At 43.8% G+C, this 15868-nt stretch carries 14 protein-coding genes; 6 read left to right on the forward strand and 8 right to left on the reverse strand.

Features of this window, described 5'->3' with window-relative positions; translation table 11 throughout:
• Positions 1-10: 10 nt before the first annotated feature.
• The 3 genes from AC3RCL_RS15220 to AC3RCL_RS15230 form a co-directional block, all read right to left on the reverse strand.
• The gene (locus tag AC3RCL_RS15220) at positions 11-919 is read right to left on the reverse strand and encodes a carbohydrate ABC transporter permease (protein WP_492536135.1); all 909 of its coding nucleotides are present in this window, start codon (positions 917-919) and stop codon (positions 11-13) included.
• Entirely contained in the window at positions 913-1875 is a 963-nt protein-coding gene (locus tag AC3RCL_RS15225) for an ABC transporter permease (protein ID WP_492536137.1), read from the reverse strand. The genes AC3RCL_RS15220 and AC3RCL_RS15225 overlap by 7 nt, the downstream gene beginning before the upstream one ends.
• A 716-nt stretch (positions 1876-2591) precedes the next feature.
• The gene (locus tag AC3RCL_RS15230; protein ID WP_492536139.1) at positions 2592-3326 is read right to left on the reverse strand and encodes a MerR family transcriptional regulator; all 735 of its coding nucleotides are present in this window, start codon (positions 3324-3326) and stop codon (positions 2592-2594) included.
• A gap of 842 nt (positions 3327-4168) precedes the next feature.
• On the opposite strand from AC3RCL_RS15230, the gene AC3RCL_RS15235 reads away from it, so the two are divergent.
• The 4 genes from AC3RCL_RS15235 (at position 4169) to AC3RCL_RS15250 (ending at position 7304) form a co-directional block, all read left to right on the forward strand.
• Positions 4169-4351, forward strand: coding sequence for a hypothetical protein (locus tag AC3RCL_RS15235; RefSeq protein WP_492536140.1), 183 nt, complete (start codon positions 4169-4171; stop codon positions 4349-4351).
• 435 nt (positions 4352-4786) lie between these two features.
• A complete protein-coding gene (locus tag AC3RCL_RS15240; RefSeq protein WP_492536142.1) occupies positions 4787-5401 on the forward strand; it encodes an AraC family ligand binding domain-containing protein in 615 nt (204 codons plus the stop codon).
• Positions 5402-5465: 64 nt separating this feature from the next.
• Positions 5466-6788: an IS4 family transposase gene (locus AC3RCL_RS15245; protein ID WP_492531316.1), complete on the forward strand. Its 1323-nt coding sequence runs from the start codon at positions 5466-5468 to the stop codon at positions 6786-6788.
• Between the two features lie 252 nt (positions 6789-7040).
• On the forward strand, positions 7041-7304 hold the full coding sequence (locus AC3RCL_RS15250) for a helix-turn-helix transcriptional regulator (RefSeq protein WP_492536367.1): 264 nt from the start codon (positions 7041-7043) through the stop codon (positions 7302-7304).
• A 96-nt stretch (positions 7305-7400) separates the two neighbouring features.
• Here AC3RCL_RS15250 and AC3RCL_RS15255 read toward each other — a convergent pair whose 3' ends face one another.
• A complete protein-coding gene (locus AC3RCL_RS15255; RefSeq protein ID WP_492536144.1) occupies positions 7401-8372 on the reverse strand; it encodes an alpha-L-fucosidase in 972 nt (323 codons plus the stop codon).
• Between the two features lie 369 nt (positions 8373-8741).
• Positions 8742-9629 carry a LysR family transcriptional regulator gene (locus tag AC3RCL_RS15260; RefSeq protein WP_492536146.1) on the reverse strand — a complete coding sequence of 296 codons (888 nt, stop codon included), beginning with the start codon at positions 9627-9629 and terminating at the stop codon, positions 8742-8744.
• Positions 9630-9744: 115 nt separating this feature from the next.
• Between AC3RCL_RS15260 and AC3RCL_RS15265 the strand changes: the two genes are divergently transcribed.
• Positions 9745-11139, forward strand: coding sequence for an MFS transporter (locus AC3RCL_RS15265; protein WP_492536148.1), 1395 nt, complete (start codon positions 9745-9747; stop codon positions 11137-11139).
• Between the two features lie 404 nt (positions 11140-11543).
• Here AC3RCL_RS15265 and AC3RCL_RS15270 read toward each other — a convergent pair whose 3' ends face one another.
• Both AC3RCL_RS15270 and AC3RCL_RS15275 read right to left on the reverse strand, forming a co-directional pair.
• Positions 11544-11975 (reverse strand): NUDIX hydrolase, encoded by a 432-nt coding sequence (locus AC3RCL_RS15270; protein WP_375119813.1) that lies wholly within the window; start codon positions 11973-11975, stop codon positions 11544-11546.
• Between the two features lie 657 nt (positions 11976-12632).
• Positions 12633-13319, reverse strand: coding sequence for a TetR/AcrR family transcriptional regulator (locus AC3RCL_RS15275; protein ID WP_492536150.1), 687 nt, complete (start codon positions 13317-13319; stop codon positions 12633-12635).
• Between the two features lie 137 nt (positions 13320-13456).
• On the opposite strand from AC3RCL_RS15275, the gene AC3RCL_RS15280 reads away from it, so the two are divergent.
• The gene (locus tag AC3RCL_RS15280; RefSeq protein WP_492536152.1) at positions 13457-14809 is read left to right on the forward strand and encodes an MATE family efflux transporter; all 1353 of its coding nucleotides are present in this window, start codon (positions 13457-13459) and stop codon (positions 14807-14809) included.
• Positions 14810-15121: 312 nt separating this feature from the next.
• Here the strand turns inward: AC3RCL_RS15280 and AC3RCL_RS15285 are convergent, their stop codons facing one another.
• A complete protein-coding gene (locus AC3RCL_RS15285; RefSeq protein WP_228468926.1) occupies positions 15122-15823 on the reverse strand; it encodes a hypothetical protein in 702 nt (233 codons plus the stop codon).
• Positions 15824-15868: the final 45 nt, after the last annotated feature.

A 15868-nucleotide genomic window follows, 5' to 3' on the forward strand; every position in this document is an offset into this window, starting at 1 on the left:
AATTAACGCATTACCCCTTCACCGAGCCGAGCAGCACCCCTTTAATGAAGTGCCTCTGCAGAAAAGGATACACGCACAAAATCGGTACAATGGCGATAACAACCGCCGCTGCGCGTATGCCTTCCGGCGTCAGGGCAACCTGCTGAACCCCTTCTCCGCTCCGGAGCATTTCGGGACTCAGAAGGGAAATCATCTGATGCAGCTTAACCATCAGCGACAATTTATCCGTATCCCGGATATAGATTAATACATTCATATAGGAGTTCCACCATCCGACGGCGTAAAAGAGAGTCAGGGCAGCGATGACCGGTTTACACAGCGGCAAGACAATCTGCCATAAAATCCGGGCTTCTCCAGCACCGTCGATTTGGGCTGATTCTTCCAGCTCCTGCGGCAGCCCTTCCATAAAAGACTTCATGACAAACATGTTGTAGGCGCTGATTAGGGCAGGGAACCATAGCCCCCAGTAACTGTTAACCAGACCCAGGCTGTTGATCAGCAGGAAGTTCGGAATCAGCCCTCCGCTGAACAGCATGGTGAACAGAATGAGCATCAGCATTGTATTTCTGCCTCTGAGGCGGGATTTAGAGAGAGGATATGCCGCAATGATGGTAAAGAGCATATTCAATACCGTTCCAACGATGGTGATCAGAAACGTGTTCTTCATCGCGACAAACAGCTGTCCATCCTCGATCAGATTCATGTATGCGTTCAGGTTAAAATCAACCGGCCACATAAAAACTTCGGCTGCATTAATAGCCCGGCTGCTGCTGAAAGATACCGCAATAATATTGATGAATGGGAATAAGGTCGTATAGGCACAGAGAGCCAATAAGAGATAATTCAACCCATGCAGCAGTTTCGATCGAATGAACGGACGGCGGAGCGGCTTAGCTATCGATCTTGTGTCTGTTACCATAAGCCTCTCCCCCCCAATGCTTTAATAATCCGGTTCACCGACACGATTAAGATGAGTGCAATCAGTGACTGAAACAGCCCGAGAGCCGTGGTATAACTGTATTGCAGATTCACAATTCCCCGGGTGTACACGAACGTGCTGATGACTTCCGCTACGCTTGTAACTGTGGGGTTCCGAAGAGCATAGACCTGCTCAAAGCCGACATCCATCATGCGCCCGACTTGGAGAATCAATAAAATTGCAATCGTGCTGCGAATGCCTGGAAGGGTTACGTGCCAGATCTGTCTGATCTTGTTCGCCCCATCGATTTTAGCAGCTTCGTACAGTGTCGGATCAACCGATGCCATCGCAGCCAGATACAAAATGGTTCCGAATCCGGCTTCCTTCCAAATTCCTGATCCGATAAACGTGACCGGCCACCAAAACTTGTCGGCAAGAAAATAGATCGGTTCGAGGCCAAACGCCTGCAGTACATAATTGACAAAGCCGGTTGACGGAGAGAGCAGGGCAATAATGATGCTTCCCAGCACAATCCAGGAAATAAAATGAGGAATATAGAGCAAGTTTTGCAGTGTTCGCTTATACCACTCCACCCGAACCTCATTTAGCATAATGGCCAGGATAATCGGAACCGGGAATGCAAACACCAGATGATACAAATTGAGAAGCAGTGTGTTTTTAAGAACCAGATAAAATTCTTTGCTGGAAAACAATTTTTCAAACTGTTCGAATCCGATCCAAGGACTGCCCCAGATTCCTTCTGACAAGCGGTAATTCTTAAATGCAATGATCTCTCCCGCCATCGGAGCGTACTTGAATAAAAGCAGATAAGCTGCAACTGGAAGCAGCAGCAGATAGAGAAAACGGTTACGCTTGAGGTCTTTCCATAACGTTGATTTTGGTTTCACTGCTTTTTGCGAAGATATACGGGCTTTTAAAGAGGCCTGCCGATTCATGTGTGTCTCCTTTCTGTATGTAATGTTGCACTTCGCTTTTCAGCTCCCTTCCAAGCTATCACAGCAGTTTGAACGGGTGAATCTTCCGTTTTTGTGGGGCTACACTTTCTGCGTGATCGGCTGTATTCTTTTTTTGTGATGACACACCATTTCGATGAATATTGATCGCACTTACCTTGATGCTTCTGGTTTTCTTAACAACAATAAAAAAATCCCCCAATGTTTGGGGGAAGAAACACACGTGTCTTTATATGTAGTTTGTAGGTCAAGGTCAATATGAATAAATTCATTTCTCACTTGTTCCAGTTCAAAAAATTTAAATGTGTTTTTATCAGATAACGAGTAACAGCAAATAATTAGGAATAATTCAAAGTGATTATTCCAAAGGTCTTCTTATTATCATAACCCAAAACAAATACTTCTCCCCACATTCGAGAATTAATTTCTGTATCAACTATGGCTATTCTGTTTTCGCTTAATAGTTAGATACTTATCTAATCGGTAATCGGAACATGTTCTTGTCCATATCGGCAATCGGTACAGGTTCTTGTCCTTTGCTCGGGACAAGAACTTGTACCGATAAAATAAAAAAGCCGCTCAAATAGCGACTTTCAATGGGACCATGTTCTTGAATCTCGACAATATTGGCTTTCTCAAATATTAAAACCATTAATAAAAATATTGAACAACTATAAGACCGACAATAATAACAATAGTTAATTCCTCATGGCATCAAGTATTTTCAGCATTTCCAGTGCATCTGCTTCTGCCATGTCGAGTGCCGTAATATACCGATCAGTAGCATAAACAATGTCTTCCTCTTCACCTGGCGTATCAATAACTTCCCGTATATTCCCTTCTCCACGATCCAGACGATTCAGCATGCGCAGAATGGACATCATGGAATAATGGGCACTCCGAAGGATGCAGATGATTTTCAGTCGGTTCATTTCCTTTGAGCCGTATCTTCTGTATCCGTTGGTATTCCGCAGCACCTCAATCAAGCCGTTTCTCTCCCAATCCCGAAGAACGTCTTTTGTGATGCCGAGAGCGTTAGCAGCTTCAACTCTGCCAATGAACACAATCGTTTCTACTGACTTTTTGCTCTTCTCAATGATATTAAGCGTGATGCTGATCGCTTCCTCAGCTCTGGCTTTTTCTATCCGCAAATGCTCTAAATAGTTCAATGTGCTTTGATACGCGCCCTCAATATCATCTGTTGCCGCAATCTTCACGATTTCATAGACTTCCTGCCTGAGTCTGTCACTGATAATCTCCGCGCGGAAGGCAGTACGCAACAGCCGAAGCTGTTCAAGATGTCTGTCATTAAAGATTCGGTAGTTGCTTTCTGTCCTTGGTACCGGAGGAAGTAGTTTCAGCTTTTCATAAAGCCGTATGGTATTGGGATGGACTCCTACTAATGCTGCTATTTGAGCGGTTTTATATGTCATAATGAATCCACCTCCTTTTCTTTGGATATGGCGCTAAAACTATAACCGCTGCTTGGTTCAAACGCCAGCGTTATTTCCCGCTGACGAACTGTCCCGTGAATGCAATTGGCTTTTATTTAGGAATCTGTAGGTTTAAATTTCAGATTATTTTCTTTTGCTCCTTTGATCGTGACGAACATTTATTCTTCTCCTCCTTACAGGGTTCGTTTTTATGCTACAAAGTTAGCATAAAAAACATACCACCAAATTATACAGTGGTGGTTAAGTGGAGAGTTTGAAATTGTTGTTTTGCCCATACAGTTGTCAAACTATACTGCCCGTTAGCTTAATGAATTTGAAACCCAGTTAAATGCTTATCTAATCTGTAATCGGCTCATGTTCTTGTCCTCCGACACAATCTGACTCAAACCGCCCCTCGCGATCCGCAATCCATACAAAACCTGTGTCGCGTCTTCGCCCCAATGCTGTGTACCTGGGCTGAAAAATTTCACGGCCATCGTTAGCAGCCTGACATCGTTATATTCGCGGAAACCGTTATCGTCAGCGTTGTCATGCGATACCAGTAAAATCCCACCCCTGTCAGCAGTATGCATAGAATGACAAACATAACGATAATTTTTTGCTTATCGAAAAGGATCTCATGGTTCCACCCACTTGTCGGTTGTTCACAACCTCATTGTATTGGCTTCCTGCCGGTTAGCAATAACTCTCGTGAACCATTTATTCGTTTTAGATTGTAGGGCTCCTATCGCGTTCTAAAATATTAAACATTTATTTGTCTATCGCATTACCGATCTTGCATGCATAAGCTAAGTATTATTAATAGAGGAGGTGAAGACGCTATGTCTAAGTTTCTTAGCTATCTCGGCGGAGTCATTGGTGGTTTCGGCCTAATTTACGTCCCAGTTTCGGAATTACTGCCAAGCTTGGAACCTGTATTTGACACAGTAGGCATCATATCTGTGATTGTGTTCTCCATCGCCTTAATCGTCAATGGTGTGCGTTCCTTTATAAGCAAAGCGTAACGGATTAGCTCGCTACTAAGATAGAGATATAATTTGGGAATAGGGTGCCCAGAGAATTTATGAAAACAGGGAGCAGCCTGCCGCGCGGCGTTCTGCTCCCTAGTTATTGCACTTTCGTTTCCCGATAGCTTATATATCGTGCATCACACTTATGTCCATTACAGCAACATGACAGAATATTGTAAGTTCCACATAATTGGTAAATTATACTTATTGGGAGGGCTATTAGATATACAAATTGTTCATATCAATCAATCGGTTAAGATTCATAATCATAGTCTCCTTTATACAATAATTAGGCTTCCAATTGCCTCATTAAAATCTTTAATTGGTGCAATGACTGACTATTATATGGATGACCTTGATGATGCTGACAATGCGCCTTTATTATAGTACAATCTCTACATCCAATTTTGTAGGTGATTGATATTGCTAGTGCTTGAGTTGAAAGTTCCCCCATTCCCCCTGCTAGCCACGGTCGGCCATACCTTATGGCCGCCGGCAAGGCGTCAATTTGATGTTTTTGACATTATTATTTGCGTCAGTGGCACACTCTATATGGAGGAAAACGGGATTCAATATGAAATCAAAAAAGGCATGGTATTGGTGCTTGAGCCTGGAAAAATGAATCGCGGCTATCGCCCAACTGATACAAATACGGAGGTGTATTGGATTCATTTTGAATATCCGCTATTGTCGAAGCCTATGCTAGTCGATAAAAACAATTGGCAGCAGCCTCTGCTGAACAGGACGGACCAGGATACCGAGGCTCCTCCAGGCATGGTGGACATCCCCAAATTTACCGGGATAGATTTGCGTACGGTCGTCCCCCTTCTGAAGGAAATGATAAAAGTACACAGCATCCTTTCAGCATACCGCTCCTACGAGTTGCAAATTTTATTTGGCCGATTCCTCATTGAAATTCAAAGCAGCATGAAAAAAAGCAGCCCACAGGCCCAATGTCATTTAGTTAAGGCTCAGGACCAAACATCAAGAAAAGAGCAGGTTATCGAAAAGATAGCCACGCTCTTTTTTTTGTATATGGCATAAAAAGACTTGACAAGTCGTTAGAAATGTGTGGCGAAGCCCCTTGAAAAACGAGGAGGTTTTGCCAATGAATGAGTACGCGAACGCGCTAAAACAAACACTGACATCCCTCATACGAGAGATGTCAGCCGATCCAGCACCTTATGTCAAAAACCCTGAAAAGGATTTTACCCGAAAGAAAAAGCTGCCCTTTGAAACGGTCATGCAGCTCCTGATCTCCATGGGCGGCAATAGCATTTATAAGGAACTCTTGGAATCTCAGGGCTATAACGTACACACCGTGACCACGTCTGCCTTTGTCCAGCAGAGGAATAAAATCCTGCCAACTGCTGTGGAATCCTTATTTCACAAATTTACGCAATCGTATACGGATATCAAGTACTACCGAGGATATCGATTGCTTGCCATTGACGGTTCGGATTTGCATATCGCAACGAACCCTGCCGACACGGATACATATTTTCAAAGTCAACCGAACACGAAAGGCTTTAACCTTCTGCATTTGAACGCAGCCTATGACTTGTGCAACAGACTTTACGTGGATGCCATTGTTCAGCCCCGTAGGTTGTGGAATGAGGGCAGGGCACTGGCCGATATGGTGGACCGCTCCCCCATCCAAGGAAAAGTCATTGTTATTGCCGATCGCGGCTATGAGAGCTACAACAATTTTGCGCATATTGAACGTAAAGGGTGGAACTACGTCATACGCGTAAAGGATTTGAACTCCAATGGTATTCTTTCAGGCTTGCGTTTGCCCACTAGCGGAGAATTTGATCTTGACGCTCAAGTGATACTCACCAAAAAACAAACCAAAGAGGTCAAGGCTCATCCTGAAATGTACAAGTTCGTCCCTTCCCATTCCTCATTTGAATTTGTGGATTTGCAGAAGAACTTGTTTTACCCGATTTCCTTTCGGGTTGTTCGTTTCCTCCTGCCTACTGGCGCTTATGAAACCGTCATTACCAATCTATCTGCAGACGAGTTCTCACCCGTCGAAATCAAGTCCATTTACAGCATGCGATGGGGTATTGAAACCTCATTCCGGGCATTAAAATACACCGTAGGTCTTACGAGTTTTCACGCAAAAAGACAAGAGTCCATCGCTCAGGAGATTTTCGCAAGATTAATCATGTACAATTTCGCCGAAATGATTACCTCGCACGTAATCATTTCCCGAAAAGATAAACAGCACCAATACCAAGTCAACTTCACGGTTGCCGTTCACGTTTGTAGACATTTCCTGCGCTCGCGGGACGATGAACCCCCGCCTAATGTAGAAGCGCTGATAGGTAAGAATATTTTGCCGATTCGACCCATCCGCCCAGGACAGCAGAATACGCGCAAAATCCGCTACAAATCAGCTGTTAGCTTCGTTTATAGAGTAGCATAAACCGGCCCCAATGAACATTTTTAAAGCGGGTATATCGTCCGCTTAGTTTGCTGTACGCATTTTCACTTGTCTCCATGAGAAAACAAACGGCACAGGGCGCTTCCCCATGCCGTTTCAGAATCCATCGTATTTCCAATCTTGCCTTTGAGCTTATCTTAATGACATTGCCCACAGGCCCGATCCCTTTTTCTTGGGGAGAAAGTTGCCTCCTATTTGGCGGATTGCTTAGAAGATCCTTTTGATTCCGTACAGATGGAGAACGACCTGCATTACCACTTCGATTATTTGGCGCGCTGTCTGAAACAGTATTCGGGAATGAGTCCTCTGCAATACAGGCATCATCTCCAGATCGAACGTGCTAAACAGCTCCTAGCGAATTCAGAACTACCTTTAATCCAAGTCGGTGAACAATGCGGATTCCATGACAACAATTATTTTACGCGCCTATTCAAACGCCAAACCTCGTTTACACCTGGAGAGTATCGGAAGCGTTATCAGGTATTTCGAGTGGATTAACACAAGAATAAACGTCCTCCCAATTGAAAAAAGCGCTGCTACCATTCAATGGTCAAGCGCTTTTTTAAGCTGTGTGCTTCGTTAATAATGATCAAGTTATTTTCTAATCAGCCAGTTTGCTGGAATAGTTTGGAGTTCCACCGGATGACGATATCGTTTTCCGATTTCTTTAAAACGTTCTAACACATTCGCATCCAACAAGCCGCGCTGATCTGGAGCTCCATTTAATAAAAATGACACGTTATGGTTGTTCGCATCCTGTACTTTATCCAATACCCAATCAGTGGTTTTGAGTTCCATTTTCGTATCCGAAGCTCTCCAAAACCACGTTTCAGTTAAGATATTGCAGCTCGCACCAGGACCTACAAAGGATTCTTCAATTTCTTGCCCAGCAGCATTTTCATAAAAAACGATATCTGTATGATCCAAAGTCGATTCACAGCTAATATTCATCAATAAGCACTGAGGCTGCAAACTTTTCACGAGTTCATTAATTTCTTCAAACGGAAGGTCCTCATAATTAGGGCCTCCCCAATGGGCGTTCCATCCGTCAATGATCAAAAACGGAAGTTCGCCATAGTTTGTCAGCAATTCTTCGATTTGATTTTTAATGAACCGCTTATCTTCCGCTGTGCATTTTTTTCGACCGATTTGATGATGCAAGTCTAGCATAGAGAAATAAAGACCCGCATTAATACCTTTCTCCCTAAATGCATCAAGATATTCTTTGACGACATCCCTTTTGTCGGTTGCATTACGGATGCAATGCTCCGTATATCGGGTAGGCCACAAGCTGAATCCTTCATGATGCTTTGCTGTCAGTGCAGCGAATTTCATCCCCGCGGATCTAGCCGCTTTCGCCCATTGCGCACAGTCCAACTGCTCAGGATTCCAGAGTTTTGGATCAAATGGGAATCTGCGAGGTTCATCATGATTCTCATGCCCGTATTCCCAATCCTTAATTTCCGTTTCAGCAAACTGAAATGTAGCACTATTAAAGTGAATAAACATCCCGAGTCTCTGATTCACAAACCATAGTTGTCGTTGTACCAAATCATGATTATCCAAATGATAACCTCCTCTATTTCCGGTGAATACTCACCATCATATGATATCTACCACTTTAATGGATTATCATCCTTGATACATCTATCAAAAACGACATTTCACCATACAATTTCTACTTTTCTTTAGGATTTTAACGATTTATTTATTCTCGCGGCGAGGTAACGAACCCACTGAAACTCAGCAGTAATCAGATGCTTATCTAATCGAAAATCGGCCTATTGTTTTGTCCTTTAAGGCAATCGGTACAAGTTCTAATCCTTGGCACTGGACAAGAACTTGTACCGAAAAAGAAAAAAGCCGCTAAAATAGCGACTTTCAATGGGACTATGTTTTTGTCGCCCAACATTCTCTGGCTTTTATGAAGGATAATTAATTTGTCTGTTTGGATATCGTCCCGAAATATTCCACAACTACCTCACGGAATTCGAGAGCAGCCCGCGAAATGTACCGACTCCTGTGCCATAACAAAGCGATCTCCCGTACCAATTCATGATTCTCTACTTTGAGATATTTGATATGTTCCCCAGAATGCCTTGCCGTACTTGGTATAAAGGCTATGCCAATTCCCGCTTCTACTAGAGAACTTAGCCTTGCAGGTTCGTCACCCTCATACACATATGAAGGTACAAATCCAACCGATATGCATATAGAATCCACCAGATCACGAGTACCGTAGCCTCTTTTTACACCAACAAAACATTCATCCCTTAGCTCAGTCAAAGATATGCTGTTTCGGTTAGCAAGCCGATGCCCTGTGGGAACAGCTACAAGAATCGGGTCGATGAACATGATTTGACATTCAATGTCTTCCCCATTTATAGGAGGTGAGGACAAGCAAAAATCAACCTCTCCTCTATGAAGAAGCGTAACCATTTCCTGCGTGGTGAGCATTTGCACATGAAATTGGATATCGGGACGCTTGTTCCGAAACTCTCGAAGGATCTGAGGCAATGTGCTTGCGGTGGTCACCGCCAATTCGAGTGTGCCATGTTCTTGGCTGGACACATCGCTAATCTCCTGCTTCCCCTGTTCCAATTCAAACAACGCCCTTTCAGCACGGCGATAGAATCTGCTTCCAAACTCATTCAATCGCAGTTTCCTCCCTATTCGATCGAATAACGGGACCCCCAAATCCTCCTCCAAGCGCCCAATCGTTTTGCTTAGTGACGATTGAGTGACATGCAGACTTCGTGCTGCTTCAGTCATATGTTCCAAACGAGCTACCTCGAGAAAATATTTCAGTTGAAGAAGTTCCATTTCACACCCTCCTCTCATTCCCTTGAGTCAATGAAATCATAACATAAAATGCGTTGGAATAAATAAATGATTTCAAGTACGATGATGACACAAATATACAGAGTGGGGGATTGAAATGAGTATTCGCAGTAGGTGGTTGATGATCTCCGTTGGACTAGGGATTCTATTGAACCCTTTGAATTCTTCAATGGTTTCAGTTGCTATTCCAAGGCTACAAAATGTGTTCCAACTCGACTTTACAGTGGTATCCTGGATCATTTTTTCTTTCTACATTGCGAGTGCTATCGCTCAACCGATCATGGGAAAAGCCAGCGATTTATTCGGTCGGAGGAGGATATTTCTTAGCGGGCTTGTTGTATCCTTCGTTGCATCATTATTAGCTCCACTATCGCCAAACTTTGGTTGGCTCATCGTGTTCCGCATTGTACAATCCATCGGAACAAGCATGATGGTTGCAGTTGGAATGGCCCTTGTGCGAATTCATATTAGGGAGAAACAAGCAACTGCACTGTCAGTCTTGACCATATTCCTATCCGGAGCGGCAGCGGTTGGCCCCTTTATTGGCGGGGTCATCATTCACTGGTGGGGCTGGCCTGCTATCTTTTTGGTTAATATCCCCTTCGTAGTGACAAGCTTTTTATTAGCTTGGAGGCATATTCCTAATGATGTTCCGTCTATGACATCCGTTGCTCGCAACATGTCCTTTCGCAGATGGTCTGATTTGATTGATGCGCCAGGAGTTCTGCTATTCACCGTGGGTCTGGTTGCTCTGCTCGTTGGAGTATTGTCCGCAAAATCATCTGGTCAAATTTCATTTAGTAACGTTATTGTCGGGCTGATTGGCTTCGTTGGACTGGGAGCTTTCGTGCGACATGAGTTAAAAGCGAAGGCACCCTTTATTCCTTTACGCACATTCGCTAAATATCCTGCAATGACTTGGGTCAATGTCGAATTCATGGTCGTTAACTTGCTTTTTTACTCTCTCTTTTTCGGGCTTCCGTCCTACTTGCAAATCGTACGTCATGTCAGCGAGTTCCATACCGGGATGCTCATGCTAAGCTTAGGCTTGTGCTCGCTCGTTGCTTCTCCAATGGCAGGACGATGGATCGATAAATCAGGACCCGGGCCAGCATTGCTTATGTCCGGAATGTTGATGACATTTGGGTCCGTATGGATCGTGATCATGACACTGGATCAGACTTCACCGGTTATCAGTGTGTGTCTGGCTTTAGCTGCATTCGGTATTAGCAACGGGTTAAACAGTGTCGCTATGCAAGCGGCCTTATTCAAAAGTTCACCAAAAGAAATTATAGGCGTAGCATCTGGAATATTTAATACCTCAAGATACCTGGGAACCATTCTCTCTTCATTACTCATTAGCAGCGTAATGGGAGATAACTTCAGCTTCGAGGGATTTCGAGTACTTGGGATTATCCTCACGTTAATTGCATTGGCCTTGTTATTCGTAAATTGGCGTCACAAGGAGTCCGGGCAGTTGCATGAGTCCTAGTTATCTGACAGATGTAGCTTACCCTTTGTTACCTCAACAGAAAGCGGTAGCTGATCGTGAGAATCGGCTAAGTAGAATACTAATTAGATATATACCTAATCGTAGATGAGAACATGTTCTTGTCCATTTCGGCAATCGGTACAAGTTCTTATCCTTGGCTTGGGACAAGAACTTGTACCGATAAAATAAAAAAATCTCTAAAATAGCGACTTTCAATGGGACCATGTTCTTGTCCCTCGACAGTCGCCCAACAATTCTCCTTGTTTATAGTTCTGATCCCGTTTATGGATTGTATGTACATTTTCCTTTATAAACTGAACACAAGCAGCCGATCCACGTTGATCGGCTGCTTGTTCTTATTGAGCTATCGTTTCCCGTTAGTTTAATGATTTATGTAAAAAACATTATTCAAACCACTGTCTAGGTCCGATGATGTGGAATAAATGATCACTACTTGTATTAAAAGCATCCTTTATACGTGAAATAGTAAAATCACTAATCGGCCTAGGCAAATCCTCTAAATTGAAAAAAATACATTCAGTAACTTCTTCCGCATCTGGCTGTGGTTGTTGATTGTCGACCACCTTACAAGTGAAAACAAAGTGATGCATATCGTGATTGGGTTCATAATACACGCCAGTCAAGCGCTCTACAGTAACTTCAAGACCAGTTTCTTCAAACACTTCCCTCTTTGCTGTATTCTCTGCAGACTCATTTTGCTCAGATAACCCACCAGGTAGTTCCCAATTGTATTTTCCGTAGTTATGTTTTACTAGAAGAATTCGCCCTTCCGAATTCATAATAACCGCAGCTGCTCCTACTGGCTTTTTTGACATCCACACAAGCCCTCCCGAATGATTTAGTTTGTAAATTAATCCCATATTATAAACGATAATTTTCTTGAATTAGTTTCGTTCTTATTAAAGTAAACTGCCCGTTAGCTTAATGAAATTTCTTATCTAATCGGGAATCGGCTCATGTTTTTGTCCTTTACGGCAATCGGTACAAGTTCTTGTCCTGATTCGAGGGCAAGAATTTGTGCCGATAAAACAAAAAAGCCGCTATTTTAGCGACTTTCTATGGGACCATGTTCTTGTCCCCGAAAAGAAATCCTCCACAACCCGCAAACTTCAACGGATCGCCGTTCCCCTCCTTTGGTGCTGTCAATCAGTGCTTCACTTTTTCCGCCTACGAGGATAACGGTTTAACCGGACATCAAGGATTGGAACAATGCATCCCAGTCATTGACGGTTTTCACATTACCAAATACAACACTTATACGATAACCCTATGTACCTTTTCAAACGTTACCATAGTCCGGAACCTGCAAACCTATATACAAAAATCCGTAACTTACAAGAAATTCCGCAAAAAACTTGCCCTTACTTATGATACGATTCAACGTATCATCTATAGCGCGAATTTTGGTGCGACTAAACGGTAAACCTATTCAAAACCGCCCATCCGATCACCGGATGGGCGGTTCTTACTTCCTACTTCTCCTGCTCCTTGATCACCTGCTCAATCCCGAGCAGAATCAGCTTCAAGCCGAATTCGAACGCCTTGTCGGTACCCATTAGTTCGAACAGCCCGTTCGTGAACATTCTCCGGAACAGTCCCGCATCCGTCTCGCTCATGGAATCCAGAAGGCGAGTCATTTCCTCACCCGGAAGCGCTCCCGCTCCATGGTCCTTAAGAATCGCGGAGACATTGCGCTGGTGCTCATAATCATCCAAAACGAAGTTGAAGACATAATTCATGATCGTAAGAACCGTTTGTATTTTTTGCTCTTGCTCAAGCGGCGTCGATTCCACGCAGAGCAGCATACGGTTGGTGAACCGGATGATGTCCGGTTCGTGGGGCAGCGTCGACATCATGAGCTGCGTGGAGCAAGGATACCGGCTGAGCACGCTTCGGACCGTTACCGCAAGTCCCTTCAACTGCTCCTTCCAGTCCCCCTCGGGGTGGTACTCCTCCAGAATGATTTTCGATACCTGGTTGGCCAGACGCTGGTAGAGATTCTGCTTGCTCTTAAAGTACCAGTATATAGAGGGAGCCTGAATCCCTAGCCTAACGGCCAATCGTCTCATGCTGAATTTCTCGATCCCCTCCTCACCGAGTAACTCCCACGAGGCTTCCAAAATCCTATCCTCCGAAATCTGAGGTTGCTGTTTTTTCATCGTTATCCGCCCTTTTATCTAACAGTGTAAGTTTATTCTTTACAGGTTCATAGGTTCATGATATCATCTAACACTGTAAGGTTCAATCTAACACTGTAAGATTGGACCCAAAATAAATAAAGAAAGTAGTGACCCGCATGGATGCAGAAAACCTCCATTACTTTGAAAAAGCCCCGGTCGCAAAAGCCGTAGCTCACTTCGCTGTACCTATGATGCTAGGCACGTCAATGAGTGTCATCTATTCCATCTTGAATGCCTATTTCCTTGGTACACTTCAAAATACCGCCATGTTAACCGCACTCGCATTAACCTTGCCGTTATTCGCAATTATTATGGCGCTAGGCAACTTGATTGGCATGGGTAGCGGTACATTCATCTCCCGTTTGCTGGGTGAGAAAAAATATGATGGTGCAAAGCAAGTATCTTCATTCGCTTTTTACAGCAGTTTGGTTCTCGGTCTGATTGTGATGGCCGTCGGTCTTCCGTTGATCGATCCCATCGTTTATGGCCTGGGGGCAACGCCTGACTCCTTCGGATTCACGAAGGACTATGTCACGATTATGCTTATCGGTTCACCAATCGTCGTATTATTCTTCACGCTGGAGAATATCGTGCGCTCGGAGGGTGCAGCCATCACATCGATGATCGGTATGATTCTCAGTGTGGTCGTCAATATTATTCTCGATTCGTTCGTCATCTTCGTGTTTCATTGGGATGTGATTGGCGTTGCGTCTGCTACGGTCATTTCCAACTTGGTTGCGAGTGCATTCTACGCCTTCCATATTGGATACAAGAGCCAATTCTTAACCGTCTCCGTAAAATGGTTCAAGGCTTCCAAGGAGATTCTGAGCAATGTATTCAAAATCGGAGTTCCCGTCTTTATTATGAGTATCTTTTTGGGTGCTATGTCGCTCATCTTAAATCGTTTTCTTATTGAATATGGAGATCCGGCCGTAGCGGCTTACGGAATTTCATCACGTTTATTGCAATTTCCTGAGTTTATTCTGATGGGCTTATGCGAGGGAGTCGTGCCGCTCATTGCCTTTTCCTTTACAGCGAATAAATTACGGATGAAGCAAACCATTGGATTTACGATCAAAACGATTGTGGCGTTAGCCATCGTATTCGGTGTCATCGTCTATCTGATTTCCGATCACTTAATCGGTTTATTTACGAATGACCCGCAATTAATTGAAATGGGCAGCTACATTTTGCATGTGACATTCTTATCCTTGTTCATTACTGGAATGACCACGTTGTTTACGGGGATTTTCCAAGCAACAGCGCAAGGAACGGCCGCGTTTATTATGTCCGTTATTCAAGGAGCTACTCTGATTCCTGTGCTCTATATCGCCAATTGGATGAACGGCTTCCACGGGGTGATCTGGTCGCTCGTCATTGCGGATGCCGTCGCATTCCTTGTCGGTGCCATCATGCTGTATGTTTTGCGGAACAAATTGCAGCCGGATTTTGATAGTTTAGTACAGTAGAAGCCAAAATCTAAAACACGCAAGAAGGGCAGGATAAGGGCACCTCCTGCCTTTTTATACACGGTGAAGCCCAAAATTTCACCGTCACTTGTGTAAGGCTCAATGTGTTTGATCTTCAAATATCCTGCCCGTTAGTTTATGAAATTGCTTCGAAACATAGTTAGATACTTATCTAATCGGTAATCGGCACAAGTTCTTGTCCTCCGACACATTCTATAAAACGAGTCTATAAACCAGAAAATACCTGCCCCTCTCCCGGGCAGGTATTAAAGGTGAATCGTATGAATGCTTACCAACATCGATCACTAAATATTAGTCCAGAAGGCTGTAGATCTGAATGCTCTCCACCTTGGCATCCTTGATATGAAACGACATCACATCCACATAATTGGATGGCTCGTAACGGAAGTCATCCTCCTCATTAGGGGCTCCATCACCAAGCAGTTTCCCCTCAGGGTAGGCGTTTTTGAGTGTATCCAGGCTATCTCCTGCTTTAATGTTTCGCACTGTCGCGTACTTAGGATCTGTAATTTCGATATGAAAGATGGAGTCTTGTTTCCCCTCCGGTATACTGATTGTTTTAATCTCCAGACCAGGATACGTATAAACCTTTTCTGTAAAACCGATTAACGTATCCATGTTTGTTCCATCGCCGGCACTGTACGTATGAGATTTCAGGTTATCCGGTTTGCCCAGCATCTGTTCCATCTGATCTTCATTCGCTGTATCCGAAATCGCAATGGTGTGCTCATTATAGACAAAAGCAAGCTCCTTCAGCACTACATTGCCTTCCTTCTCCATCGAACCTTCCTTAATAGCTTCAGCACTTTGTCCTTCCGAATTTTCTGAAGCAGGCGCAGTAGAATTTGATGCTCCTTCGCCTTTGGCCTGTTCGTTCTGCGTCGCCTCTGGCGACTTGGCACCACTAGACTGACAGCCCGTCATTGCTAATGCTACCGTTAGTAAAATACTCAGCAGGGTAACAGCTCCAGCTTTGTTTATCCGTTTCATCATGATCCCTCCATAAATGTGTGATTTGTTCTTATGAAGTGATTATAA

This window comes from Paenibacillus sp. MT86 (genome assembly GCF_058792535.1).

Excerpts from the sequence above, each read along its gene's own strand:
- AC3RCL_RS15280 (WP_492536152.1), top strand. The coding sequence starts at position 13,457 with ATGGATGCAGAAAACCTCCATTACTTTGAAAAAGCCCCGGTCGCAAAA.
- AC3RCL_RS15220 (WP_492536135.1), bottom strand. The coding sequence starts at position 919 with ATGGTAACAGACACAAGATCGATAGCTAAGCCGCTCCGCCGTCCGTTC.
- AC3RCL_RS15250 (WP_492536367.1), top strand. The coding sequence starts at position 7,041 with ATGGAGAACGACCTGCATTACCACTTCGATTATTTGGCGCGCTGTCTG.
- AC3RCL_RS15275 (WP_492536150.1), bottom strand. The coding sequence starts at position 13,319 with ATGAAAAAACAGCAACCTCAGATTTCGGAGGATAGGATTTTGGAAGCC.
- AC3RCL_RS15230 (WP_492536139.1), bottom strand. The coding sequence starts at position 3,326 with ATGACATATAAAACCGCTCAAATAGCAGCATTAGTAGGAGTCCATCCC.
- AC3RCL_RS15270 (WP_375119813.1), bottom strand. The coding sequence starts at position 11,975 with ATGTCAAAAAAGCCAGTAGGAGCAGCTGCGGTTATTATGAATTCGGAA.
- AC3RCL_RS15260 (WP_492536146.1), bottom strand. The coding sequence starts at position 9,629 with ATGGAACTTCTTCAACTGAAATATTTTCTCGAGGTAGCTCGTTTGGAA.
- AC3RCL_RS15235 (WP_492536140.1), top strand. The coding sequence starts at position 4,169 with ATGTCTAAGTTTCTTAGCTATCTCGGCGGAGTCATTGGTGGTTTCGGC.
- AC3RCL_RS15285 (WP_228468926.1), bottom strand. The coding sequence starts at position 15,823 with ATGATGAAACGGATAAACAAAGCTGGAGCTGTTACCCTGCTGAGTATT.
- AC3RCL_RS15225 (WP_492536137.1), bottom strand. The coding sequence starts at position 1,875 with ATGAATCGGCAGGCCTCTTTAAAAGCCCGTATATCTTCGCAAAAAGCA.
- AC3RCL_RS15265 (WP_492536148.1), top strand. The coding sequence starts at position 9,745 with ATGAGTATTCGCAGTAGGTGGTTGATGATCTCCGTTGGACTAGGGATT.
- AC3RCL_RS15245 (WP_492531316.1), top strand. The coding sequence starts at position 5,466 with ATGAATGAGTACGCGAACGCGCTAAAACAAACACTGACATCCCTCATA.